General features: G+C 65.4%; 21 protein-coding genes. 14 read left to right on the forward strand and 7 right to left on the reverse strand.

The window, feature by feature from the left end:
• Positions 1 to 61: 61 nt before the first annotated feature.
• Positions 62 to 688, reverse strand: coding sequence for a response regulator transcription factor (locus JOE41_RS13555; RefSeq protein ID WP_011690353.1), 627 nt, complete (start codon positions 686 to 688; stop codon positions 62 to 64).
• On the reverse strand, positions 685 to 1,905 hold the full coding sequence (locus tag JOE41_RS13560) for a sensor histidine kinase (protein ID WP_209752650.1): 1,221 nt from the start codon (positions 1,903 to 1,905) through the stop codon (positions 685 to 687). Before JOE41_RS13560 ends, JOE41_RS13555 begins: the two co-directional genes overlap by 4 nt.
• A 219-nt stretch (positions 1,906 to 2,124) precedes the next feature.
• On the opposite strand from JOE41_RS13560, the gene JOE41_RS13565 reads away from it, so the two are divergent.
• Both JOE41_RS13565 and JOE41_RS13570 read left to right on the forward strand, forming a co-directional pair.
• Positions 2,125 to 2,718 (forward strand): heme-binding protein, encoded by a 594-nt coding sequence (locus tag JOE41_RS13565; RefSeq protein ID WP_209753633.1) that lies wholly within the window; start codon positions 2,125 to 2,127, stop codon positions 2,716 to 2,718.
• Between the two features lie 218 nt (positions 2,719 to 2,936).
• Positions 2,937 to 3,491 carry an ankyrin repeat domain-containing protein gene (locus tag JOE41_RS13570; protein WP_209752651.1) on the forward strand — a complete coding sequence of 185 codons (555 nt, stop codon included), beginning with the start codon at positions 2,937 to 2,939 and terminating at the stop codon, positions 3,489 to 3,491.
• Here the strand turns inward: JOE41_RS13570 and JOE41_RS13575 are convergent.
• From JOE41_RS13575 to JOE41_RS13585, 3 genes are read right to left on the reverse strand one after another with little or no spacing between them, the layout of a single operon-like run.
• Entirely contained in the window at positions 3,488 to 4,672 is a 1,185-nt protein-coding gene (locus JOE41_RS13575) for an acetyl-CoA acetyltransferase (protein WP_209752652.1), read from the reverse strand. The genes JOE41_RS13570 and JOE41_RS13575 overlap by 4 nt on opposite strands.
• Positions 4,669 to 5,373, reverse strand: coding sequence for a CoA transferase subunit B (locus JOE41_RS13580; protein ID WP_209752653.1), 705 nt, complete (start codon positions 5,371 to 5,373; stop codon positions 4,669 to 4,671). The genes JOE41_RS13575 and JOE41_RS13580 overlap by 4 nt, the downstream gene beginning before the upstream one ends.
• A 32-nt stretch (positions 5,374 to 5,405) precedes the next feature.
• A complete protein-coding gene (locus JOE41_RS13585) occupies positions 5,406 to 6,146 on the reverse strand; it encodes a CoA transferase subunit A (RefSeq protein WP_209752654.1) in 741 nt (246 codons plus the stop codon).
• A gap of 199 nt (positions 6,147 to 6,345) precedes the next feature.
• Between JOE41_RS13585 and JOE41_RS13590 the strand changes: the two genes are divergently transcribed.
• The gene (locus JOE41_RS13590; RefSeq protein ID WP_043429310.1) at positions 6,346 to 7,131 is read left to right on the forward strand and encodes an IclR family transcriptional regulator; all 786 of its coding nucleotides are present in this window, start codon (positions 6,346 to 6,348) and stop codon (positions 7,129 to 7,131) included.
• 446 nt (positions 7,132 to 7,577) lie between these two features.
• On the forward strand, positions 7,578 to 8,534 hold the full coding sequence (locus tag JOE41_RS13595; protein ID WP_209752655.1) for a plastocyanin/azurin family copper-binding protein: 957 nt from the start codon (positions 7,578 to 7,580) through the stop codon (positions 8,532 to 8,534).
• 173 nt (positions 8,535 to 8,707) lie between these two features.
• Here the strand turns inward: JOE41_RS13595 and nadE are convergent, their stop codons facing one another.
• Positions 8,708 to 9,529, reverse strand: coding sequence for an ammonia-dependent NAD(+) synthetase (gene nadE, locus JOE41_RS13600; protein WP_011690362.1), 822 nt, complete (start codon positions 9,527 to 9,529; stop codon positions 8,708 to 8,710).
• Positions 9,530 to 9,593: 64 nt separating this feature from the next.
• Positions 9,594 to 10,658: a LacI family DNA-binding transcriptional regulator gene (locus tag JOE41_RS13605; protein ID WP_011690363.1), complete on the reverse strand. Its 1,065-nt coding sequence runs from the start codon at positions 10,656 to 10,658 to the stop codon at positions 9,594 to 9,596.
• 213 nt (positions 10,659 to 10,871) lie between these two features.
• On the opposite strand from JOE41_RS13605, the gene JOE41_RS13610 reads away from it, so the two are divergent.
• From JOE41_RS13610 to JOE41_RS13655, 10 genes are read left to right on the forward strand one after another with little or no spacing between them, the layout of a single operon-like run.
• Positions 10,872 to 12,233 (forward strand): ABC transporter substrate-binding protein, encoded by a 1,362-nt coding sequence (locus JOE41_RS13610; protein WP_011690364.1) that lies wholly within the window; start codon positions 10,872 to 10,874, stop codon positions 12,231 to 12,233.
• Positions 12,234 to 12,239: 6 nt separating this feature from the next.
• The gene (locus tag JOE41_RS13615) at positions 12,240 to 13,253 is read left to right on the forward strand and encodes a carbohydrate ABC transporter permease (RefSeq protein WP_209752656.1); all 1,014 of its coding nucleotides are present in this window, start codon (positions 12,240 to 12,242) and stop codon (positions 13,251 to 13,253) included.
• Positions 13,250 to 14,173 carry a carbohydrate ABC transporter permease gene (locus tag JOE41_RS13620; protein ID WP_209752657.1) on the forward strand — a complete coding sequence of 308 codons (924 nt, stop codon included), beginning with the start codon at positions 13,250 to 13,252 and terminating at the stop codon, positions 14,171 to 14,173. Before JOE41_RS13615 ends, JOE41_RS13620 begins: the two co-directional genes overlap by 4 nt.
• Positions 14,174 to 14,175: 2 nt before the next feature.
• Positions 14,176 to 15,024: a sugar phosphate isomerase/epimerase gene (locus JOE41_RS13625; protein WP_209752658.1), complete on the forward strand. Its 849-nt coding sequence runs from the start codon at positions 14,176 to 14,178 to the stop codon at positions 15,022 to 15,024.
• The gene (locus tag JOE41_RS13630; RefSeq protein ID WP_209752659.1) at positions 15,021 to 16,187 is read left to right on the forward strand and encodes a Gfo/Idh/MocA family protein; all 1,167 of its coding nucleotides are present in this window, start codon (positions 15,021 to 15,023) and stop codon (positions 16,185 to 16,187) included. The genes JOE41_RS13625 and JOE41_RS13630 overlap by 4 nt, the downstream gene beginning before the upstream one ends.
• A gap of 4 nt (positions 16,188 to 16,191) precedes the next feature.
• Positions 16,192 to 17,097 (forward strand): sugar phosphate isomerase/epimerase, encoded by a 906-nt coding sequence (locus JOE41_RS13635; protein WP_011690369.1) that lies wholly within the window; start codon positions 16,192 to 16,194, stop codon positions 17,095 to 17,097.
• Between the two features lie 4 nt (positions 17,098 to 17,101).
• Positions 17,102 to 18,505 (forward strand): glucuronate isomerase, encoded by a 1,404-nt coding sequence (gene uxaC, locus JOE41_RS13640; RefSeq protein ID WP_209752660.1) that lies wholly within the window; start codon positions 17,102 to 17,104, stop codon positions 18,503 to 18,505.
• The gene (locus JOE41_RS13645) at positions 18,502 to 19,950 is read left to right on the forward strand and encodes a mannitol dehydrogenase family protein (RefSeq protein WP_209752661.1); all 1,449 of its coding nucleotides are present in this window, start codon (positions 18,502 to 18,504) and stop codon (positions 19,948 to 19,950) included. Before uxaC ends, JOE41_RS13645 begins: the two co-directional genes overlap by 4 nt.
• Positions 19,951 to 19,955: 5 nt before the next feature.
• Positions 19,956 to 21,185, forward strand: coding sequence for a D-mannonate dehydratase ManD (gene manD, locus JOE41_RS13650; RefSeq protein ID WP_209752662.1), 1,230 nt, complete (start codon positions 19,956 to 19,958; stop codon positions 21,183 to 21,185).
• Positions 21,175 to 23,535, forward strand: coding sequence for a gluconokinase, GntK/IdnK-type (locus JOE41_RS13655; protein WP_209752663.1), 2,361 nt, complete (start codon positions 21,175 to 21,177; stop codon positions 23,533 to 23,535). The genes manD and JOE41_RS13655 overlap by 11 nt, the downstream gene beginning before the upstream one ends.
• The last annotated feature ends 7 nt before the right edge of the window (positions 23,536 to 23,542 follow it).

Below are 23,542 nucleotides of genomic sequence, written 5' to 3' on the forward strand. Positions count from 1 at the left end.
CCTTCGAACGAGTGCTGGGCTAGGACTGAGTCTAAACCCGGCTCCGGGCGGCCGGAATCCGCTAGCGCATCCCCTCGCGCCGGATCGCCGTGGCGATCGCGGCGGCCCTGGTTTCTACTCCGAGTTTGGCGTAGATGTGCGCCAGGTGGGTCTTGACGGTGGCCTCGGAGATGAACAGCCGCTGGCCGAGCTCCCGGTTGCTGAGGCCTTCGGTCAGGAGGCTGAGCAGCTCCGCTTCCCGTGGCGTCAGGATCTCGTCCGGGTTCCGCAGCTGCTGGAAGAGCCGCGAGGCCACTGGTGCACTCATCACGCTCCTGCCCTGCACGGCGCCGCGGACCGCGGCGAAAATCTCGTCCGGCGCCGCGTCCTTGAGCAGGTAGCCCATGGCTCCCGCGTCGACGGCCCGGACAATGTCCGCGTCCGAATCGTAGGTGGTGAACACCAGAACGGCCTGCCGGGCGTTGCGGCGGCGCAGCTGTTTGATGGCCTCGATGCCGTCCATCCCCGGCCCCATGGCGAGGTCCATCATCACCACCGCGGGGCTGAGCTGTTCCGTCAGGGCCAGTGCCTCCTCCCCGGATGCCGCCTCCGCCACCACCTCAATGTCCGGCTGCGTTCCCAGCAGCGCCTTGAGCCCGCTGCGGACCACCAGATGGTCGTCCACCAGCAGCACGGTAATCGGGTTCACTTTTCCTCCCCGGTGGGCAGTTGCGCGGCCACGATCGTCCCTTCGCCGGGGGTGCTTTCCACCGAGAATACGCCGCCCAGCTGTTCCACCCGCTGGCGCATGGCCCGGAGCCCGTAGCCTCCGGCGTCAGACGGCGGTGCCAGCGAATGCGGGTCGAAACCGGCGCCGTCGTCGTACACATCCAGGGTGACGGCGCCCGGAAGGAAGCCCAGCGTCACTGTGGCGTTCGCCGCCCCCGCATGCAGCTTGGTGTTCGCGGCGGCGCTCTGGACGACGCGCAGCAGCGCATGCCGGACATCGGCCGGGACGGGGCGCGGCTCGCCGGTGACCAGCAGGCGCACGCCCGGAACATACTGGGACGCTGCCTGCAACAGGGCCTCCGGCAAGGGCGCGGTGTCCAGCCCGGGGGAGGCGAGTTCGTGGACCAGGCTGCGGGTGTCCGCAAGGTTGCGGCGCAGCATCCCGCTGGCGGTTAGCACGTCCTCCCGCGCGGCCTCGGCGGGCCAGGACCGGTTCGCGGCTTCCAGCAGGAGGAGGCTGCTGGCCAGGCCCTGGGTTACGGTGTCGTGGATTTCCCGGGACACCCGCTCGCGCTCCTCAATGGTGCCGGCGCGGCGCTCGCTGGCCGCCAGCCGCCCCTGCGCGAGCGACACTTCGGCGTGCAGGTGGCGCTGCTCCGCAGCATCCTGCTCAATCCGGTCGTAAATCAGCGTCAACATAACGCCCACCGCCAAGGGTCCCAGAAGCATGGCAATATCGCTGCCGCCGCTCAGCCGGAACAGCCCGACGGCGGTGGCCGCCGCCGTCGCGCCGCCCGCCAAATATGCCACCCAGCCGCTGAAGGCGGTCCGGCACAGGAAGAACAGCGCGAACGAGCACCATGCAAAGCTGGGCGCCGCGATCACCAGTACAGCCCAGAGCGCCACCAGGACGAACATCCACACCGCCCACGGCCGCCTGCGCTGCGAGAGCACGGCGATCACGGCGTAGAGCGAACACACGGCCGCGGCCAGGGCCAGCACCCACAGGTTGTCCGCGGGGCTGTGCCGCATCACGTACCGGACAGCCGACGCCACCAGCAACACGGCAAACCCAAGATGGACGACGGCGTCAATGCGGCCCAGCGGACCCCTTCCGGGGGCGCCGTGGCGGGGGAGTTGCCCGGGTGCCGGCGAGGGGACCGGCGCAGCCGGGAGGGGTGGTGGTGAGGAGGGCATGGGGGTCCGGTTCCGGTGGAGGAGTGCTACCCACAATGCTAGGGCGCGCGCCGTTGCTGGTCTCTCAGCCTTTTGGCTGATAAGGCGAGCCTGATGGGGTAGGCCGGAGCAGACTAACGCCCGATGCCTTTCCGCGTCCGGGCGGAAAGGATGGATTCCAGGCCCGCGGCATGAACCCGGGCAAGCGCAAGAATCCCACTCCAAGGAGAACCCGTGAAGATGTCCAAGAAGATCGCCGCCACCGCTGCCGCCGGAGCGCTGCTCCTGACCGGTGGGCTCACCGCCGCAGCCAACGCCGGGACCTCAGCTCCCGCGTCTGCGCCGGCAGCGGCTCCCGCAGCTGCTCCTGCCGCTGTTCCCGCAGCCGACGTCCAGCCGGCACCGGAGACCGTGGTGGCCCAGAACCGGATCAGCGTCGGTGCCTCCGCGGACGCGGTCAAGGCTGCCCTCGCCAAGTGCCAGGCGGACAAGTTGCCGTTCGTCACCGTCGTCCTGGTGGACAGGTTCGGAACCGTGCAGGCACTCCTCCGCGGCGACAACGCCGCCGAGCACACCATTGAAGCGGCGCAGCAGAAGGCCTACACCGCCGCGGCCTTCGGCACGCCCACCAGCGAGCTCGCCAAGCGCATCAACGGCAACGGGCCCAGCATCGCGGACCTCCCCGGCACGCTCTTCCTGGCCGGCGGCGTCCCGCTCAAGGTCAACGGTGTTTCCGTGGCGGGCATCGGCGTGGGCGGCGCCCCGGACGGCGCCCTGGACGAGGCCTGCGCAGCAGCCGGTGCCGAGGCCATTGCTGCCGGAACTGCAAAGTAGGCTTTGGGCTGATGAGGCGGTTCAGGACTTGGCGTAGGGCGCGGCAGGTATCGGCGGTTGTCATCGCCTCCGCCGGCGTTGCTGCCTGCCTTGCGTCCTGCCAGGCGGGCCCCGGAGATCCGGAACGGCAGGAGACACCGCCGTCGTCCGCTCCTGTGACCTCCTCCGCCCCCGAGGCGCCGTCAGACGCGCCAACGGCAACTTCGGGGCCGCCTGCCGTGCCGGCAGCGACACGTCCTGCGTTGTCAGCTGAGGCGCAGGCGGAGCTCGACCAGCGGCTGATTCGGGCCGCTAAGGCCAACGATGCTGCGACGGTGGCGGAGCTGATCCGGGCCGGGGGCAACGTCAACGCCAAGGACGCCATCCAGGACTCGGCGTTCCTATATGCCGGGGCCGAGGGGTTCAACGAGATCCTGCAGCTGACCCTGGTTGCGGGTGCGGATGTCCGGAGCACCAACCGCTTTGGCGGAACTGCGCTGATCCCCGCCAGCGAACACGGGCATGCGGACACCGTGCGGATCCTCATCGCAGCCGGCGTGCCCGTGAACCACGTCAACAGCCTGGGATGGACCGCCATGCAGGAGGCCATCCTGCTCAACAGCGGCGGACCAAGGCAGCAGGAGGTGGTGCGGCAGCTCCTCGACGCCGGCGCCGACCCCGGGATCCAGGATCCCCTAGGCCGCTCCGCCCTGGACAACGCGGAGCGGCTGGGGTTTGCCGAAATCGCGGCCCTGATCCGGGCACGCTGGCCCTGCCTGCTTGGGTGGGGCTAGACCGCCTCGAGGACGCTCACGTAGTTGGCGATGCCCACCCCGCCCATGTTCTGCACGGCGGCGCGGCGGGGGTTGGCGAGCTGCATGCCGCCCGCGGTGCCGGTGAGCTGCATGGCTGCGATGACGTGCTGCGAGACGCCGGTGGCACCCACGGGGTGGCCCTTGGCCTTGAGCCCGCCGGACACGTTGATGGGCAGCTTGCCGTCCTTGAAGACCCAGCCTTCCTCGACGGCGCGGGCACCTTGGCCGGGTTCGGTCAGTCCCATGGCCTCGTACATGAGCAGTTCGGCGATGGTGAAGCAGTCATGCACTTCGGCGAAGTCCAGGTCCTCCAGCCCGACGCCGGCCATCCCCAGCGCGCGCTGCCAGGAGACGCGGGTTGCGGCGAAGGCGGTGGGGTCCCGCCTTTCGGCCGGGAAGAAATCGTTCGCGTGGCCGATGCCGGCGAGCCGTACCGGGGCGGTGGCCCCGCCGGTAGGCGAGACAGACAGCACGACCGCGGCGGCGCCGTCGGACACGGGGGAGCAGTCGGTGCGGCGCAGCGGGTCCGCCACCATCGGGTTCTTGTCCGAAACGGTGCGGCAGAACTCCTCGCCGAGGTCCTTGCGGAGCTGGGCGTAGGGGTTGTCGACGCCGTTGCGGTGGTTCTTTGCCGCGATGGTGCCCAGGACATCGGACACCGGTCCGTAGCGCTTCTCGTAGTGCTTGGCGACCTCGGCGAACAGGCCGGTGAAGCCTGTGGTGGAGGCCTTGCCGGCCATGTCGTAGTCGGCACCCAGCAGGGCCGCCCCGACGACGTCCGCACCTGCGTGGGTCATCTTTTCGGCGCCGATCACGAGGACCGTCTTCGCGGTACCGGCCAGCAGCGACTTGGTGCCCTGCTGGAACGCAGCCGAGCCGGAAGCGCAGGCGTTCTCCACCCGGGTGGAGGGGACGTTGGCCAGCTGCTCCGAGACCTGCAGGGCCAGCGAGGAGGGGAACGCCAGCGGCATCATGCCGGAGTTGAACTGGCCCAGGTAGATCTCATCGATCTGGCCCGGCTCAATCCCGGCGTTGCCGATCGCCTCTGTGGCGACCTGGACGATCAGGGACTCCAGGGTCTCGTCCGTGAGTTTGCCGAAGCGGCTGTGGCCCCAGCCGGTGAGCAGGACATCTTTACCGAACTGTTCGCGCAGGCTCATGCTGTGGCTCCTTCAAGGGTGCTGGCTTCAATGGTCGTGGTTGCGTCGAGGGAGGGGGCGACGTCGAAGGCGGCTTCGGTCTTCCCGCGGATCTCCTCCACGGTGACGCCGGGGGCGAGACGGGTCAGCGTGAGCCGCCGGCCGCCGTCGTCCGTCTTTTCAAGATCAAAAACGGCGAGATCGCTGATGATCCGGTCCACGCAGCTCAGCCCGGTGAGCGGCAGCGTGCATTCCTTCACGATCTTGGCCGTGCCGTCTTTGGCGTTGTGCTCGGTCAGCACCACAACGCGCGGGGTGCCGGCGACGAGGTCCATGGCGCCGCCCATGCCCTTGACCATCTTGCCGGGGATGGTCCAGTTGGCGAGGTCGCCGCTGCCGGAGACCTGCATGGCGCCCAGGATGGCGACCTTGACGTGCCCGCCGCGGATCATGCCGAACGAGGCGGCGGAGTCGAAGATGCTGCCGCCGGGGAGGACCGTGACGGTCTGCTTGCCGGCGTTGATGAGGTCGGCGTCTTCCTCTCCTTCGTAGGGGAAGGGGCCCATGCCGAGCAGGCCGTTCTCGCTCTGCAGGACCACGCGGACGCCGTCGGGCAGGTTGTTGGCCACCAGCGTGGGGATGCCGATGCCGAGGTTGACGTAGTCGCCGTCGTTCAGTTCTTCGGCCGCGATCGCAGCCATTTCATTCCGGGTCCAAGCCATGATGATTCTCCTGAAGAAAGTAGGGGCGGCGCTCAGGCCGGAACGGATACGGCATCGGAGGTTACGGCGGCTTCGGTGCGGGGGCGGACAGTGCGCTGCTCGATGTCCTTGACCCGGCCGCTGGCCCGCACCAGGCGCTGGACGAACACGCCCGGGGTGACGATGTGGTTCGGATCCAGCTGGCCGGGCTCCACGATCACTTCGGCTTCGGCCACCGTGACGGCCCCGGCCGTGGCCACCACCGGGTTGAAGTTCCGGGCGGTGTAACGGTAGATCAGGTTGCCGTCCGTATCGGCGGTGTGCGCGTGCACCAGGGCGACGTCGGCCTTGATGGCGCGCTCCTGGACGTACGTCTCCCCGTCGAACTCGGCCAGCGGCTTACCTTCGGCAACAAGGGTCCCGACACCCGTCTTGGTGTAGAACGCCGGAATGCCGGCGCCGCCGGCACGGAGGCGCTCGGCGAGGGTGCCCTGCGGGGTGAACTCCACCTCCAGCTTGCCGGCAAGGTACTGCTCGGCAAAGAGCTTGTTCTCGCCCACGTAGGAGGCGATGACTTTGCGGACCTGTCCGGCTTCGATCAGGATGCCCAGGCCCTTGCCGTCCACGCCCATGTTGTTGGACACCACGGTGAGGTCCTTGACGCCGGAATCGCGGACCGCCTCGATCAGGTCAGCCGGGATGCCGCTGAGGCCAAAGCCTCCGACGGCGAGCGTCATGCCGTCCCGCAGTACGTCCTGCAGCGCGGCGGCCGCTCCGGATTTCAGCTTTGACATCACATCTCCTCATTGAGCTCTTGACGCAATCCACTTTGTGGACTGCTCCTCCGGTGTTGGAGCCTACGGTGCCGAAATGGACACTGTCAACGGACGATTTTAGCGCGAAAAGCGGCGTTTTTACAGTGTGGACGATAGGATGGCGAGTGTCCATAATATGGATTAGTTGCAGGATCTAACGCAAAGTCCGAGGAAAAAGATGGCTTCATTACCGGTCCAGGGCGCACAAGTCGTCAGCCGCGTCGCGTCCCTGCTGCGCATTGTCGGACGGAAACCGGAAGGGTCCCCGCTCGTGGAACTCGTCAGGGAATCCGGGCTCACCCGCCCCACCGTGCACCGGCTGCTTTCCTCACTGGCCTCGGAGGGGCTGCTGGACCAGGATCCGCAGAGCGGGAACTGGGTCCTGGGTCCGGAGATCCTGCTGATGGGCTCCGTGGCCTCAGCCCGCTTCCCGCTCGAGGACATCGCCCGTCCCAGCCTCCGCCGGCTCGCCGAGGAGACCGGCGAAAGCGCGTTCTTCTCCATCCGCCGCGGCGCCGAAACGGTGTGCCTGCTCCGGGAGGAAGGCAGCTTCCCGGTGCGGTCCTTCGTCCTGCACGAGGGGGTCCGCTTCCCGCTGGGGGTTGCCTCTGCCGGAACCGCGATCATGGCGTTCCTGCCCGAGACGGAGCAGGAGGAGCTGCTGGCGGACTGGCCCGATCATGCGGGCAGTTTTGCGGCAGGCCACACCGAGGCACTCGTGCGGGAGAGCCTGGCCGCGACGCGGCAGGCCGGATACTCGGTGAATCCGGGGCTCGTGCTGGAGGGCAGCTGGGGGATGGGTGCAGCGGTATTCGACCAGCGCGGGCGCCCCGCCTGGGCGTTGTCGCTGACCGGGATTGAGCCGCGTTTCAAGGGGGAGCGGCAGGAGACGCTTGGCCGCCTCCTGATGGAAGAGGCGCACCGGATCTCGACGCTGCTCACACGGTCGCCGGGCGGCGCCTGACGTTGAGCAGTGAGTATCGACAAATCCGTTGTCCCAGAGCACGATTGGACTGTATCGGCAGTGTCCAACCGATCGGCCCCGGCCGCACAACGTCGGTTGCATCATCCGGGCGCTCACCGTCCAACGGATCCGTAATCGTTATCCCTCCGATGAACGGAGGACAGTGCATGGACCATTTGTCGTGGCACCGCACCGTGCGAGGGGGCAGCGCGGTAGCTGCGAGCTGGTAATACATTTCACGTTCACCCGTAGGCGCGCCACGCCTCATAACGGGCGCGTCGGATCATGCTGACTTCTTTCCCGCCTAAGCCTGGGTAGCCCCGGGGAGGAGAAACGTGGCTGGCGTCTGCCGGGCCGACGTCGTGATTCGCGATGCCGGAACCGTCAGACCGGCCTCCCGGCCGTCAACAACAACACAGGGAAAACACACAGAAGGAATGAGTCTTATGGCTCTCCAGAAAGAAAGCCGCCGACTGGTGCGCGCGCTCCTGGCGGCGTTAATCTCGCTGCTGATGCCGGTGGCACTTAGCGGCACCGCCGCCGCGGACGGCGGGAAGTCACCCAGGACCTGGACTGTCCAGGTCGGTTCCGAGTCATCGGACCAGGCGATCCAGGGGATGTCCTTCCTCCCGGAAAATATCTACATCAATGCCGGCGACAAGATCACCTGGAAAGCGAACGCGGCAGAAATCCATACCGTGACGTTCCTTGCCGAAGGCCAGTCGCTGGAGTCCACGCAGCCGTTCAACCCGGGCAATCCGCAGTACGTTGAAGCGCAGGGCGGCAAGTCCTACGACGGAAAGTCGTACTACAACTCAGGTGTCATGACGAACGTGTCAGACAGCGGCTTCAATGAAGTGGGACGCTACACGCTGAAATTCCCGGACACGGGCGAGTTCACGTACTACTGCCTGGTTCATGGCATGGCCATGAAGGGGACCGTTCACGTGCGGGATGCCGGCACTGAGTACCCCTACACCCAGTCGCAGTACGACCGTCAGTCGAACAAACAGGAGCGGAAGATCCTGCGGGACGGCTACGAGCAATGGGACGCGGCTCGGGCCAAAGCCGATGACCATACCGTCATCGCAGGGACCGACAACGAAACGGCCATGCTGATGCGGTTCGTCCGCTCGCACATCGTGGTCCATGTTGGCGACGAGGTGACCTTCGTGAATGACGGCATGGGAGCCCCGCACACCGTCACCTTCGGCGAGGAGCCGGCGGACGAGTTGGCAGCCGTGGGCGATCCTGCCGACTTCACCGGCGGTGACCTCAGTTCCGGCCTGATGCTGCCGAAGAGCACCTTCACCGTGAAGTTCAACAAGGCCGGGGAGTTCGATTACATCTGTGCCCTCCACGACTTCATGGGGATGAAGGGCACCGTGGAAGTCCGGGACTGACCGGAACCTGCGGACTCCAGTGAATGAATCCGGCGGCCGGGAGGTAGCCAGGACCGGCCGCCGCGGGGCACTTTGACACGGACACGCCGTTATTTCGGGCCGCAACGGTCCAACCGGCGCCCAAAGTGCCCCGTTTTGGATCAGAGCCTGACCCTGTGGATCCCAGGGTCAGGCTACCTCCACCACGTGTCGAAGATGGTCACCGGGACGGTGCGCTTGTGGCGGGTGCGAAGGTATTTCTGCTCAATCGATTCGGCGACGGCGTCCGGGACGTCGCGGCCTTCGAGGTAGTCGTCGATCTGGTCGTAGCTCAGGCCCAGTTCTTCCTCGTCCGTGCGGCCGGGCTTGCCGTCAAGGAGGTCGGCAGTGGGGACCTTCTCCCAGATCCGTGCCGGGGCGCCGAGTTCCGCGAGGAGTGCCCTGTTCTGGCGTTTGTTCAGCCCGAACAGCGGCAGGATGTCCGCGCCGCCGTCGCCGTATTTCGTGAAGAAGCCGGTGACGGATTCAGCGCCGTGGTCCGTGCCGATGACCAAGTAGTTGTGCTCGCCCGCGAGGGCGTACTGCGCGATCATGCGGGTGCGGGCCTTGGTGTTGCCCTTGTGGAAATCGGAGATGCCGTTGCCCACGGTCTTCTCGAATTCTTCCTCGAAACCGTCAACCGCGGCGGAGATGTTGAACGTCCACTCGGTCTTGGCCTGGATGAAGTCCAGCGCTGCCTGGGCGTCGTCCTCATCGTGCTGCACGCCGTAGGGCAGGCGGACCGCCACAAAATTGGCTTCCGTGCCTTCCGCCGCAAGCTCTTCGACGGCAAGCTGGGCGAGCCGGCCCGCGAGCGAGGAATCAAGGCCTCCGGAGATGCCCAGGACGAATCCCTTGGTGTGCGTCGCCTTGAGGTATTCCTTCAGGAACGTGACGCGTTTGCGCACCTCCCCGGCGGGGTCGATCCGGGGCTGGACGCCCATTTCTTCAATGATCCTGGCCTGGAGTTCGCGCATGTGATCCAGACTAGTCAGCAGTGTCAACCATGCTCAACTGTGTCCGTCCCGAGCCGGCCGGAAATTAGCGGACGCCAGGCTCCGGCGCAGGCCCCGTGGAGCCGCGCACCGTGAGGTGGGTGGGCATCACTGCTAGGCGCCTGGTGGTTCCGCCGTGGAGCGGATTCAACTGTGAAAGGAGCATCGAAACGGCTACGCGACCAGCCTGTTCGATCGGGGAGGAAATGGTTGTTAGCGGAGGGTTGCAGAAATCAGCGCCGAAAATATCGTCGCATCCCACAATGCTCATGTCCTCGGGCACGCGGATGCCCCTCTCGCGCAATCGCTGCAGCATGCCTATGGCCAGCAGGTCATTGAAGACGATGCACGCCGTTGCCCCGGTGCGCACGGCAGCGTCGGCAGCTGCCGCTCCGGATGTGGTCTTCGGGGTGAAGGGGCCGATCCTGTGCGTTTCGAGTCCTCTATGGGCGGAGTCCTCCTCGAAGATTTTCCAGCGTCGCAAATTGGACCACGACGTCGGCGGGCCGCTCACGTAGCAGATCCGGTGATGGCCGAGGGAGGCGAGGTGCTCCAATGCCTGGATCATGGCGGACGGCGTATCGATCACCACGGTAGGTGCGTTCGCTGAGGCGCGATTGATGGTAACCAGCGGCTGCGAACCGGAAACGTCGGCAAGCTGCGCGTCCGTCAGGCGCGATGCCGCCAGGATGAACCCGTCCGCTGACCGCCGCATTTTGTGAAGTGCCTCAAGCTCCATCTCGCTGGACTCCTCAGTGTCCACCAGGAGCTGGGTGAGCCCGGCGGCCTTGAGCTGGTGCTGCGTCCCCCTGATGATGTCGAAATAGAAGGGGTTGGTAATGTCCGGCACCAGGACAGCTACGGTGTCCGTGCGACCCGAACTGAGTCCCCGAGCCTGCGAGCTGGGCACGTAATTGAGCCGGGCTGCGGCCTCTTCGATCCGTTCCCGGGTGTGCCGGTTTACCCGGTCCGGCTTGGACAGTGCGCGCGAAACCGTTGAGGTGGCCACTCCCGCCAGCTCGGCTACGTCCTTGATTGTTGGCATTTTTTCGGCGGGCGGCCTGCGGACCTCGGCCCCGTTGTCCCCTGCATCCACCACCGCAGAGCTCATGGATAAGTCCTTTCATGGCTGACGCATCGCCCCGGGCAGTGTGCGCTACGGGCTTGGGTGCAGTGCCTAATAGGTAACATCTCAACACCTTTGGCAACTTTTGGCAATCGCTTGCCGCAACATTGCCTTATCCCTAGACTGGGTTTCGAATCGCCTGCAGTGATGTGCGCCACATGACGTTGTGGCCATGTGGGTGTCCTAGAGGAGAAAACAATGAGGTTTAGATCGTCTTCCGGGCTTGCGGCAATCGTTACGGCTGCGGCTTTGGCATTGACCGGCTGCGGCGCGGGCGCAGGGACTACTGGCAGTTCAACAAACGCCGACGGAAAGGTGGACGGCACGGGCAAGACGCTCAACGTCCTGGTCGGCGTCCTCAGCCAGTACCCGGAGCAGCAGAAGAAGTGGCAGAGCGACATCGCGGCCAAGTTCAAGGCAGAGACCGGGGCCGACGTGAAGTTTGAAACCTTCGCCTCAGCCAACGACGAGCTGACGCGCATCCAGACCTCCGTGGTTTCAGGGCAGGGCCCGGACATCTATGGGCTCGGCACCACGTTCACGCCGACCGCCTTCGCCACCAAAGCCTTCGTGACCCTGTCCGACGACGACTGGAAGAAGGTCGGCGGCAAGGACCGCTTCAACCCTGCAGCATTGGGCATCTCCGGCCCCGACGAGGGGCACCAGGCCGGCATCCCGTTCGTAAGCCGTCCCTTCGTGATGGCTTACAACAAGGAGCTGTTGGCGGCTGCAGGCATTGAGAAGCCTGCCACCAGCTGGGACGAGCTTGCCGAACAGGCGAAGAAAATGACCAAGGACGGCACGTTCGGCATCGCCACCGGATACAAAGACTCCTACGACCCGTGGAAGTTCATCTGGGCCATGTCCGTCCAAGCCGGCAATCCGCTGGTGGACGGAAACAGCCTCAAGATGGATGATCCCACCGTCAAGAAGGCTTACGAGACTTATTTCGGCTGGTTGACCGATGACAAAGTTGTGGACCCTGCCTCCGTCGGGTGGAGCAACAGCAACGCGGTTGCTGCCTTCGCCAGCGGAAAAGCCGGTTATCTGATGATGACGACGTCGAGCTCCATCCCAACGCTGGACAAGTCGGCCGTGGCAGGCAAGTACGAATACGCACTGATGCCCACTACCGCTCCGGGTGAATCCAGCCCCAAGAGTGACGGCGCGGAAGCCGCGAGCATCCTCTCCGGGGATAACCTCGTGGTGGCGGACTACTCGAAGGAGAAGGATCTCGCCTTCGCCTACATCAAGCTGATCACCTCGAAAGAGGAACAGCTGAACTACCAAAAGACCTTCGGCGACCTGCCGGCAAACGCCGAGGCGTTGGCCAGCCTCACTGATCCCAAGCTCAAGCCAATCGCGGATGCCGCCGCCAAGTCCAAAGCCACCCCGTTTACAGGTGCTTGGGGCGACATCCAGCTCGGCTTGCTCAACGTCACTGTTCAGTCGATTCCGGACCTTTCCAGCGGCAGGCTCGACGAGTCGGCCCTCGAGGCTCGAATCAAGGACGCCCAGACCAAGGGGCAGGCGTCCCTTGACCGGGCCGCCAAGGGATAAGTTCTGATGTCTACAGACGCTTCCAATGAAGTCCGGGTTGCGGCGGACTCCGCCGCAAACCGGGCCTCCCGGGCCGCCTCTTCCGTGGCTGGTCCGCCGCCTGCCGGCGAGAGCAAGGGCCGCCGCAAGGGCCTGAGTGAACGCAACCGCCCGCTGTGGATGCTCATCCCGGGCGGGGCACTGATGTTCATCATCATCGTGGTGCCGCTTGTGCTGGGCATCTACATGTCCACCCTCAACCTGGACCAGTACACGCTGCGCCGCTGGATCAGCTCACCGTTCATCGGGGTGGAGAACTTCGTCGAAGCGCTCACTTCGTCGCCGCTCCTCCACGCAACCTGGCTGAGCGTCAGCTACTCCCTGCTGGCCATGGTGGTCACACTTCCGCTCGGAATCGCGGCTGCCGTGGCAACTCAGAATGCCTTCAGGGGACGCGCCGTGGTCCGGTCCATCTTCCTGATCCCGTACGTACTCCCGTCCTTTGTGGTTGCGACGATCTGGCGCACCATGTTCCAGCCGGACGGCATCGTGGACAAGGCCCTGGGAACTGTGGGCATCGAAACCGGGCTCTGGCTCAACGGGCCGCAGACCTTCTGGACGCTGGTTCTGGTCCAGATCTGGGCCTCTTGGCCATTCATCTACTTGCTTGCGCTGTCCGGACTGCAATCCGTGGACCACGAGGTCCATGAGGCGTCAGCCTTGGACGGAGCCCTGTGGTGGAACAAGCTTCGATACGTCATCTTCCCTTACCTCAAGGGACCGCTTGCCCTCGCCTTCCTGATCGGCATGCTGCACCACATCAACAACTTCACCCTTCCCTTCGTGCTGTTCGGCGTCCCGGCGCCAGCCGACGTCGAAGTGCTCCCCATCCTTACCTACGTCACCAGCTTCCAAAGCTTCCGCTTCGGACTGAGTGCTGCCATGGCTTTCGTCTCCCTGGTTCTGATCGCCATCCCGCTGTTCGTTTACCTTCGCGCCGTCAAGCTCGACGACGCCGAGTCACCTGGAGCCAAGAAATGAGCACCTCCACCGCCAGCAGGGCCCGCACCTCCAGCACCGGTGTTCTCCGCCCCGGGTCCTCCCGGCAGCATGAAGTGACACGGCTGCTGCCCCGTCCGCTCCTTGCGTTTATCCTGGTGTTCCTTGGTGCCCTTGTCCTGATCCCCGTGCTTTACATCTTCCTTGCCTCGGTGAACTCGGACATCGGTGTGGCCAACGGCGAGTTCTGGCCGTCAAGCTTCACGCTTGAGAACTACTCGAAGATCTGGACCAGCGTGGGCCTGGCGACGGGACTGGCGAACAGTGTCCTCGTGGCCGGCGCTACGGCGGTTGTCTCGGCCGCCATGTCTGTGTCAACGGCATTCGTCCTGGTCCGCTACACCTTCAGGGGCCGTCTCACGATTCTCCGTGGGCTCCTTGCCCTGCAATCGGTGCCCGGAACGCTGATGGTTCTCCCCGTGTTTGTGCTGTTCTCTTCGGCTGCAACGTACCTCGGCATCCAAGTGATCGGGACGCAGTGGGGGTTGTTCGTCACGTACCTGACGTTCGCCATGCCGTTCTCCACCTGGGTCATGGTCACCTACCTTCGCGGGCTTCCCCGTGAACTCGAGGAAGCGGCCCGGATCGACGGCGCCAGCAACCTCGGCGTCCTGTTCAGGATCATCCTGCCCCTGAGCTGGCCAGGGATCGTGGTATCGGGAATCTTCGCGTTCCTGCTCGGGTGGAACGACGTCCTGTTTGCATCCGTGATGACCCGGCCGGAAAGCCAGACCGCAGCCGTTGCACTGCAGATTTTCGGGGCTTCCCAAGAAGGGGGCGCTATCCCGTACTACGGCCAGATGATGGCCGCAGCACTTGTCTGCGCGGCACCCGTGGTCATTCTGTACCTGATTTTCCAGCGTTATCTAGTTGGCGGGCTGACCGCCGGAGGAGTTAAGTAACCATGGTTTCAACCACTCAGGCCTCATGGGCTCTGTCGGGCTTCGGGGATGAGATCGACGACGACCCCGCCATCCAGATCGCCGTGCTGCAGGCGCTGGGCGCCAACCACATCGAGGTGCGCAGCGCTTGGGGCACGAACATCGTGGACCTGTCCGATGACCAGCTCCACGCACTTGCCGACATGCTGACGGCAAAGGGAATGAAGGTGTCTGCGATTGCCTCGCCGATTGGCAAGGTCGATGTCAGCGTTCCGGTGGAGCACGAAGTGGAGCGCCTGCGCCGGGCTGCCAACGCAGCCAAGGTCCTCGATGCGAAGTACATCCGCATCTTCTCCTTCTACTACGGCGAATCCGTGCCGGTGGACAGCATCCGCGATGCCGTCCTGGAGCGGATGCGTGCGCTGGCCGACGTGGCCGAGGAAGAAGGGGTGATCCTCCTGCATGAGAACGAGAAGGACATCTTCGGGGATGTTCCGGACCGTGTGCTCGACATCATCGAATCCGTGAACTCGCCGGCGTTGAAGGTGGCCTGGGATGCGGCCAACTTCGTGCAGGTAGGTGTGAAGCCCTTTGACGAGGCCTACAAGAAGTTGCGCCCGCATCTGGAATACCTGCAGGTCAAGGACGCGCTCTTTTCAAACGGGCATGTTGTTCCCGCAGGTGAGGGCGACGGCGACGTGCTGCGTACCGTGGAAGCGCTCAAGGCTGACGGCTTCAACGGCTTCGCTTCCCTTGAACCGCATCTTGCCGGCGCGCACGGCCTCGGCGGATTTTCCGGCCCTACGGCGTTCGGCATTGCCGCCCGCGCGTTTGCCAAAGTCACAGCAGAAGCAGGAGTCCAGACGGTATGAGTAAGACATTGAAAGTGGCCATCACCGGGTGTGGCGTCATCGGCCGCACCCACGCGGTTGCCCTGCAGGAATTCCCCGGGACCAGCATTGTGGCGCTGGTTGACGCCATCCCAGATGCGGCCGAGTCGCTGGCGGACTTCATCGAGTCGAGCGGAAGGCCAAGGCCCTCGGTGCACACCTCCCTTGAGAGCGCCTTCGCAGCGGCCGACATTGACCTGGTGGCCCTTGCCACTCCAAGCGGACTGCACATCCAGCAGGGCCTCGAAGTCCTTGCGGCCGGCAAGCATGTGGTCATCGAAAAGCCGCTGGATGTCGATCTGAGCCGGGCCCAGGAGATCGAGGCGGCGGCCAACGAAGCAGCACGGCAGGGCGTCGTTGCGTCGGTGATCAGCCAACACCGCTTTGACCAGGCCAGCGTGGCTGTTGCGGACGCAGTGGCTAAGGGCCGGTTTGGCCGGCTGACCTCGGCCATCGCATCCGTTGCGTGGTGGCGCGGGCAGGGCTACTACGATTCCGGCGACTGGCGCGGTACATGGTCAATGGACGGCGGGGGAGCCCTCATGAACCAGGGTGTCCACACGGTGGACCTGTTGCTGTGGTTCATGGGCCGGCCGGTAGAGATCCACGCCCACACGGCCCGCCTGGCACACGAGCGGATCGAGGTGGAGGACACGGCCGTTGCCACTGTCACGTTCGAGAACGGCGGCCTGGCAGTCCTGCATGCCACCACGGCCGCGTACCCGGGGCTGACAGTACGGGTCCAACTGATGGGCTCGGAAGGCTCCGCAGTGGTGGACAACGACCAGTTGCAGTATTTCCACGCCAGGGACGCCGGCGGCGCTTCGGCCGACATGGGGCTGCAGGGCGGAGGGAACCAGGCCCAAGAGGAACTGTCCAAATACCCGGCCGAGGACTATGAGGCCAAGGATCCCACGGTGTATCCGGCCGGGCACGTCCGCCAGTACCGCGACATCCTGGGAGCCATCGCCGAGGGCCGCCAGCCTGGCGTGACCGTGAGCGATGCAGTCAATGCCCTGGCCACCGTGCGTGCAGTTTACGTGTCGGCCACCCTAAACCAGGCGGTCCTCTTCGAGGACGTCCTGGCGGGCAAGTACAACGACCTTGAAGTCCGCACAGGGTCCACTTCGACAGAAAGCGCCTGACGCGATGAAATTCTCAGTATTCACGGCCTCCACGCCTGACTGGACTCCGGAGGAAGCCGTCACCAACCTGGCCGCGCAGGGTTGGGACGGGATCGAATGGCGGATTACGGACCAGGCAGAGGCGCCCGAGCCCGGTTTCTGGGCCGGCAACAAAGCCACGATCCCCCTGACCGGACTTGAAGGCAACCTGCAGCGGATCGCCTCCATCACCCGCGATGCCGGCCTGGAGTTCTCCGGTATCGGTGGCTATGCGCGGTGTGACAACCACGACGACGTCGAACGGATGCTGGCGGCCACCGCCGCGTTGGGTGCGGGCCAGGTCCGCGTGACAACCCTGCCGCTGGGGTCTGCAGGTTGGGGGAACGAAGAGCCGAGCGGCATCCCCTACCCTGTCCTGTTTGAGGCGGCCCGCCGGGATTTCGAATGGGTAGCGGAACGTGCTGCCCACCACGGCGTGAAGGCGCTGGTTGAACTGCACCACCGCACCATTACGGCGTCAGCTTCATCGGCCCGGCGTCTGCTGGAGGGCCTGGATCCCCGGCACGTGGGAGTCATCCATGACCTGGGCAACCTGCTGATCGAGGGGCAGGAAGACTACCTGCCTGCCTTCGAACTGCTGGGGGACTACCTGGCGCATATCCACGTCAAGAACGCCGTGTGGGTCCGCCGGGATGAAAGAGATGCCTCCGGTGCCGCAGTGTTCCAGAACGAATGGGCACCGCTGCAGTCCGGACAGGGCAGCGTCCTTGAATACTTCAAGGCGTTGGCAGCCCATGGCTACGACGGCTGGGTCACGGTGGAAGACTTCTCCACGGAGCTTCCCCTGGCCGAACGTACTGCCGGGAACCTTGACTACCTGCGGCGCACGGCGGCTCTCGCCGGGCTTACCGCAGGGGCAGGGGCACGCTGAGACCATGGTGCACTCTATGGCAGCCCACCCGGACCGGCTCCTTCCTGCGGAGCCCGGCGTCCGGGACATAGCCCGCTCGCTGTACAACCTGGTGGAGGGTCTTCCGATCATCTCCCCGCATGGCCACGTGGATGCTGCGGTGATTGAACAGAACCTGCCCTTCCCCGATCCCGCCGCCCTGCTGGTCACACCGGACCACTACGTGACCAGGTTGATCCACGCAGGGGGCGTCCCGATGGACCAGCTGGGCCTCGGCGAAACCGCCGCGGACTCGCGCCAGGTCTGGCGCAACTTCTGTGCCGCGTGGCCTGACTTTGAGGGCACGGCCTCCGGTTATTGGATCCGGCAGGAATTCGAGCACGTCTTCGGTTTGCACGAGGAACCGACCGTGGAGAATGCCGACAGGATTTTCGACGCTGTTTCGGCCAAGCTTTCCGAACCGGGATTCCGGCCACGGCAGCTGTTCAAAGAGTTCAACATTGAGGTGCTGGCCACCACGGACGATCCGCTGGACTCCCTGGACAGCCATGCGGCCCTGGCCGCGGACCCTGCGTTCGCCGGCCGCGTCCTGCCAACCTTTCGCCCGGACCCTTACCTGAACATCGCCCATCCGGAATGGCGGGACAACGTGGAACGCCTCATCGGCGTCGGCGGTTCAGGTGCGTCCGGATATGCGGGCTACATCAGTGCACTGGAATCAAGACGGCGCCACTTCGTGGAAAACGGTGCGGTGTCCGCTGACCACGGCGTCCGCACGCCCGCAACCCTGAAACTGGACGCCGCCGACGCGGAGCGGCTGTTTGAGCGCGCCCTGGCGGGCAAAGCCAGCCCGGAGGACCGCGAGGCATTCGAGGCCCACATGATGTACCAGATGGCCAGAATGTCCGTGGAAGACGGGCTGGTCATGACGATCCACCCCGGCTCTTACCGCAACCATCACGGTCCCACGTTCGAGGCTTTCGGCGCGGATACGGGTCATGACATCCCGTTCGCCGTGAACTACACCGAGGCTATCCGGCCCCTGCTGCAGGACTTCGGTACGGCCAAGGACTTCCATCTGGTGCTGTTCACCCTGGACGAGACCGTGTTCTCACGGGAACTGGCGCCCTTGGCGGGTTTTTATCCGTCCGTGTATATAGGCGCCCCGTGGTGGTTCCTGGACGCGCCGGATGCGATGCTGCGCTTCCGGGCGGCGATCACGGAAACGGCCGGCTTCTCCCGGTCCTCCGGGTTTATCGACGACACCCGCGCATTCTGCTCCATCCCGGCCCGCCACGACACCTCGCGCAGGATCGAGTCCTCATTTTTGGCACGGCTGGTAGCCGAGCACCGGATCAGCGAAGAACGCGCCCGCGAGCTGATCGTGGACATCGTGGACTCCTCCCCGCGAAGGGTGTTCAAGCTATGAGCGCCAACCAACCGCCGGTGCTGAACCGGGCACTGATGCCGCTGCCCAAGGCCCCGGTGCGGATCGTGCATCTGGGCCTCGGAGCATTCCACCGTTCGCACGAGGCCTGGTACACGCAACATGCCGGCAACGGTGCCGAATGGGGGATCGCGGCGTTTACCGGCCGGCGGCCCGACGCAGCACGGGCGCTGGCCGCGCAGGATGGCCTGTTCACGCTAATCGAGCGTTCCGGCGACGGGGACAGTTTCGAAGTCATCGGAAGCATCACCGAAGCTGTGGACGGAGCCGACCTCGGGCGCCTTCGCGAGCTCGTCTCCGCCCCGGCCACCGCCATGGTCACGCTGACCATCACCGAGGCCGCATACGGCCTGGCGCCGGACGGCAGCTTCCACGCAGGCGCGCCCGAAATTGCCGAAGATCTCGCCATGCTGGCGCACGTTGCCGGTACCGGCGGGAAGCCCCGGACGCCGCTGGGCCGGCTGGTCTCCGCCCTCGCCGGCCGCAGGGACGCCGGGTCAGGGCCGATCGCCGTCGTCAGCTGCGATAACCTCTCCGGCAACGGAGACGTGGCCCGCCGCGCAGTCACGGGAATGGCAGAAGCTTGGGACAGCGAGCTTGCACTCTGGATCGGCGAGAATGTCAGTTTTGTCAGCACGTCCGTGGACCGGATCACGCCGCGGACCACCGACGCGGACATCGCAGAGGTGGAGCAGGCGTGCGGCTACCGGGACAGCACGCCTGTGGTCGCCGAGCCGTTCCGGGACTGGGTCATCAGCGGTGATTTCCCGAAAGGCAGGCCCCGCTGGGAGGATGCCGGCGCCGTCGTGGTGGACGACATTGAACCCTACGAGAACCGCAAGCTGTGGCTCCTGAACGGCGCCCACTCACTCCTGGCATATTCCGGTCAGCTCCGGGGGCACACCACGGTGGCCCAAGCACTCGAAGATCCGGCGTGCCGGGACGCCGTGGAAGCTTTTTGGGACGAGGCAGCGGCTCATCTTCGCGGCGACGATCTCCACATCCCCGAGTACCGGGATGCACTCCGCGGCAGGTTCGGCAACGGCCGCATCGCGCATCATTTGTCGCAGATTGCCGCCGACGGCACCACGAAACTCCGGATGCGGGCCCTCCCGGTCCTCGCCGCCGAGAGATCCGAGGGCCGCTCCGGTGCCGGCAGCGCCCTTATGCTGGCCGCCTGGATCGACTTCGTGGCCGTACACAAGGAGCTTCAGGACCCAATGTCCGATGCCATCGGCACGGCGAACGGGGCCCGCGGCCCTGAGCGGGTGGCCTCCCTACTCAACCTCATCAGCCCGCAGCTGGGCGGGGACCCGCAGATCGTTGCCCTGGTGGCAGGTCTGAGCGGCACTTTCAGCACGGACACCGGCCAAACGTCTTCCGAGACCGCCACACTTGCCCACCTGATTCCCGGAAGGAACAGCTGAAGTTCATGAAAATCATTGCAGCAGAAGTATTCGTCACCAGCCCGTCCCGTAACTTCGTGACCTTGCGGATCACCACCGAGGACGGTGTGACCGGCATCGGTGACGCGACCCTGAACGGCCGCGAGCTCGCGGTGGCGGCGTACTTGAAGGAACACGTCGCGCAGCTGCTGATCGGCAAGGACCCGCACAGGATCGAGGACACCTGGCAGTTCCTGTACCGCTCCTCCTACTGGCGCCGGGGCCCGGTCACCATGGCCGCTATCGCGGCAGTGGACATGGCGCTCTGGGACATCAAGGGCAAGGTGGCCGGGCTGCCGGTCTACCAGCTCCTGGGCGGGGCGTCCCGGAACGGCCTGCGTGCCTACGGCCACGCCTCTGGTTCGGATATCCCCTCGCTGTTTGATTCGGTCCGCGAACACCTGGAGCTGGGCTACAAGTCGATCCGGATCCAGACCGCGGTCCCCGGCATCAAGGCGGTCTACGGCGTGGCCGCGCAGGCCCAGGCCTCGGGGGAGCGTTACGACTATGAACCCGCCGGGCGAGGCACCTTCCCGTTGGAGGAGGACTGGGACACCCGGGCGTACCTGCGCCACCTGCCCACCGTGTTCGAGGCCGTCCGCAACGAATTCGGGCCGGAAATCCCGCTGCTGCACGACGGCCACCACCGCATGACCCCGATCCAGGCGGCCAAGCTGGGCAAGGCACTGGAACCGTATGACCTGTTCTGGCTTGAGGACTGCACGCCGGCCGAAAACCAGGAAGGGCTGCGCCTGGTGCGCCAGCACACCACCACTCCGCTGGCGATCGGTGAAGTATTCAACACCGTGTACGACTTCCAGACCCTGATCAAGGAACAGCTGATCGACTACGTCCGGGCAGCCTCCACGCACTTTGGTGGCATTTCCCCGCTGAAGAAGGTCATGGACTTCGCCGCGCAGTACCAGATCAAGTCCGGCTTCCACGGCCCCACCGACATCTCCCCGGTGGGCTTCGCCGCGCAGCTCCACGTGGGCCTGGCCATCCACAACTACGGCATCCAGGAATACATGCAGCACTCGCACAAGACCAACGAGGTCTTCGAACAGTCCATGACCTTCGTAGACGGCTACCTGCACCCGGGAGACAAGCCCGGCATCGGCGTCGAATTCAACGCCGAAGCCGCAGCCGCCTACCCGTACCAGCAGGCCTACCTCCCGTACAACCGCCTCGTGGACGGCACCGTCCATGACTGGTGACGCGCGGGCTGTGACAGCGCGACGCACGGCCAAGCACCGGATCATCGTCATGGGCGTTTCCGGCTGCGGCAAGACCACCATCGGCGACCTCGTGGCCCGCGAGCTGGGCGTACCGTTCCTCGACGGCGACTCCCTCCACCCCGTGGAAAACGTGGCCAAGATGGCGGCCGGTATGCCGCTGACCGATGAGGACCGCTGGCCCTGGCTGGCCACCGTGGGCGCCGAGCTCGCCGAAGCCGGCGACGGCGGACTGGTGCTCGCCTGCTCCGCGCTGCGCCGCAGCTACCGCGACGCCATCCGGCAACAGGCCCCCGACACCGTGTTCCTGCACCTGCACGGCAGCAAAGAGGTGCTCCGGGCACGCACTGAAGGGCGCACCGGCCACTTCATGCCACCCGCCCTCCTTGATTCGCAGCTCGCAACCCTGGAACCGCTCGACGCCGATGAAGCCGGCATCGTGGTGGACATCGCCGCCCCGGTAGACCAGGTGGTAGCCGAAGCGATGGCCGGCATTGCCGCCGGGAACGCTGGCGCCGTCGGAACCGCCGCCGTCGCCCGTTCCACGACAGCAGGCACCCGCGAAGGTGCCGCCGGCACCCAACCGCGGCAGTTCGACGTCGACCTCCAGGCTGCGCCGTTCAACCTCGACGACGACGCCGTTGCCTGGGTCGATTCCACGATCGCCGGGATGAGCCTCGAGGAAAAGATCGGGCAGCTGTTCATCAACCACAACAACGACTACTCCCCGGAGTACCTCGACAGCGTGCTGGAGAACTACCACGTGGGCGGCATGCGGTACCGGCCCGGCCCCTCCGCCGCGGTGCAGGAGCACATCCGGTACGCCCAGTCCAGGACCCGGATCCCGCTGCTGGTGGCCTCCAACCCGGAAATGGGAGGAGCCGGCAGCTGCGACGACGGCACGTTCGTGTCCACGCACCTGCAGGCCGGCTCGCACCCGGACAAGGCCATCGCCCGGCAGATGGGCCAGGTTGCCGGCGTCGAAACCGCGGCGCTGGGCTGCAACTGGGCCTTCGCGCCGATCGTGGACATCCACTACAACTGGCGGAACACGGTCATCTCCACCCGGTCCTTCGGCAACACCCCGGAGATCGTGGTGGAGCGCGCCCAGGAGTATTTCGACGGCATCAGCGAGTCACCCACCGCCTGCGCCATGAAGCACTTCCCCGGCGACGGCATCGACGAACGTGACCAGCACGTGGTCACGTCCTACAACACCCTTGGCTACGAGGACTGGAACCGGAGCTACGGGCACGTGTACCGCGAAATGATCGGCCACGGCGTGCAGTCCATCATGATCGGGCACATCGGGGCACCGGAATTGTCCCGGCACTTCCGCCCCGGCATGGCGGACGCGGACATCCTGCCGGCCACACTGTCTCCGGAGTTGCTCCAGAACCTGCTGCGCGGGGAGCTCGGCTTCAACGGGCTGATCCTCACGGACGCCTCGCAGATGATCGGACTCACCCAGGCCATGAAGCGCAAGGACCTGGTGCCGGCCACCATTGCCGCCGGCTGCGACATGTTCCTGTTCTTCCGCAATCCCGCGGAAGACTTCGGCTACATGATGGACGGCCACAAGTCCGGTGTGATCACCGAGCAGCGGCTGCATGACGCGCTGCGCCGGATACTGGCACTCAAGGCTTCACTGGGCCTCCACCGGAAGGCACGGCACGAGCTTGTCCCGCCGGCGGAAGCACTCGCGGTGATCGGTAGCGACGCACACCGCGCCATTGCGGCGGAAATTGCGGACAAGACCGTCACCCTGGTCAAGGACACTGCCCACAACCTGCCCATCACCCCGGTGACACACAAACGGATCCGCCTATACGGCATCTCCGGCGGCGCCGACTTCACACGCGCGGACCCGCTCGCCTACCTGGACACCGTCAAGGAAGAACTGGAAACGGCCGGCTTCGAGGTGCACCTTTTCAAGACGGCGGACCAGCGGGAGGCCGCAGGGGAGACCGACGTGAACTTCATGTCGGTCATCTCGGAGGAAGCCACCGGCGATTATGCGGACAAGTACGATGCCGCCTTCGTGTTCGCCAATGTGAAGGGCTTTGCCCAGGAGGCAGCCATCCGCATCAAGTGGTCCACCCCGATGGCCGCGGAGATCCCGTGGTACGTCACCGAGGTCCCCACCGTATTCGTCTCGCTCAACCAGCCCAACCACCTCATTGACGTGCCGATGGTGAAGACCGCCATCCACGCCCACGCAGGAACCCGGGAAGCCATCCGGGCAACCATCGAGAAGATCATGGGGAGCTCGGAATTTCAGGGAACGTTCAACGAGAACGTGTTCTGCGATTCCTTCGACACCCGGCTTTGACCCGGCT

Origin of the sequence: Arthrobacter sp. PvP103, from assembly GCF_017833075.1 — a bacterium.
Lineage (GTDB): Bacteria > Actinomycetota > Actinomycetes > Actinomycetales > Micrococcaceae > Arthrobacter.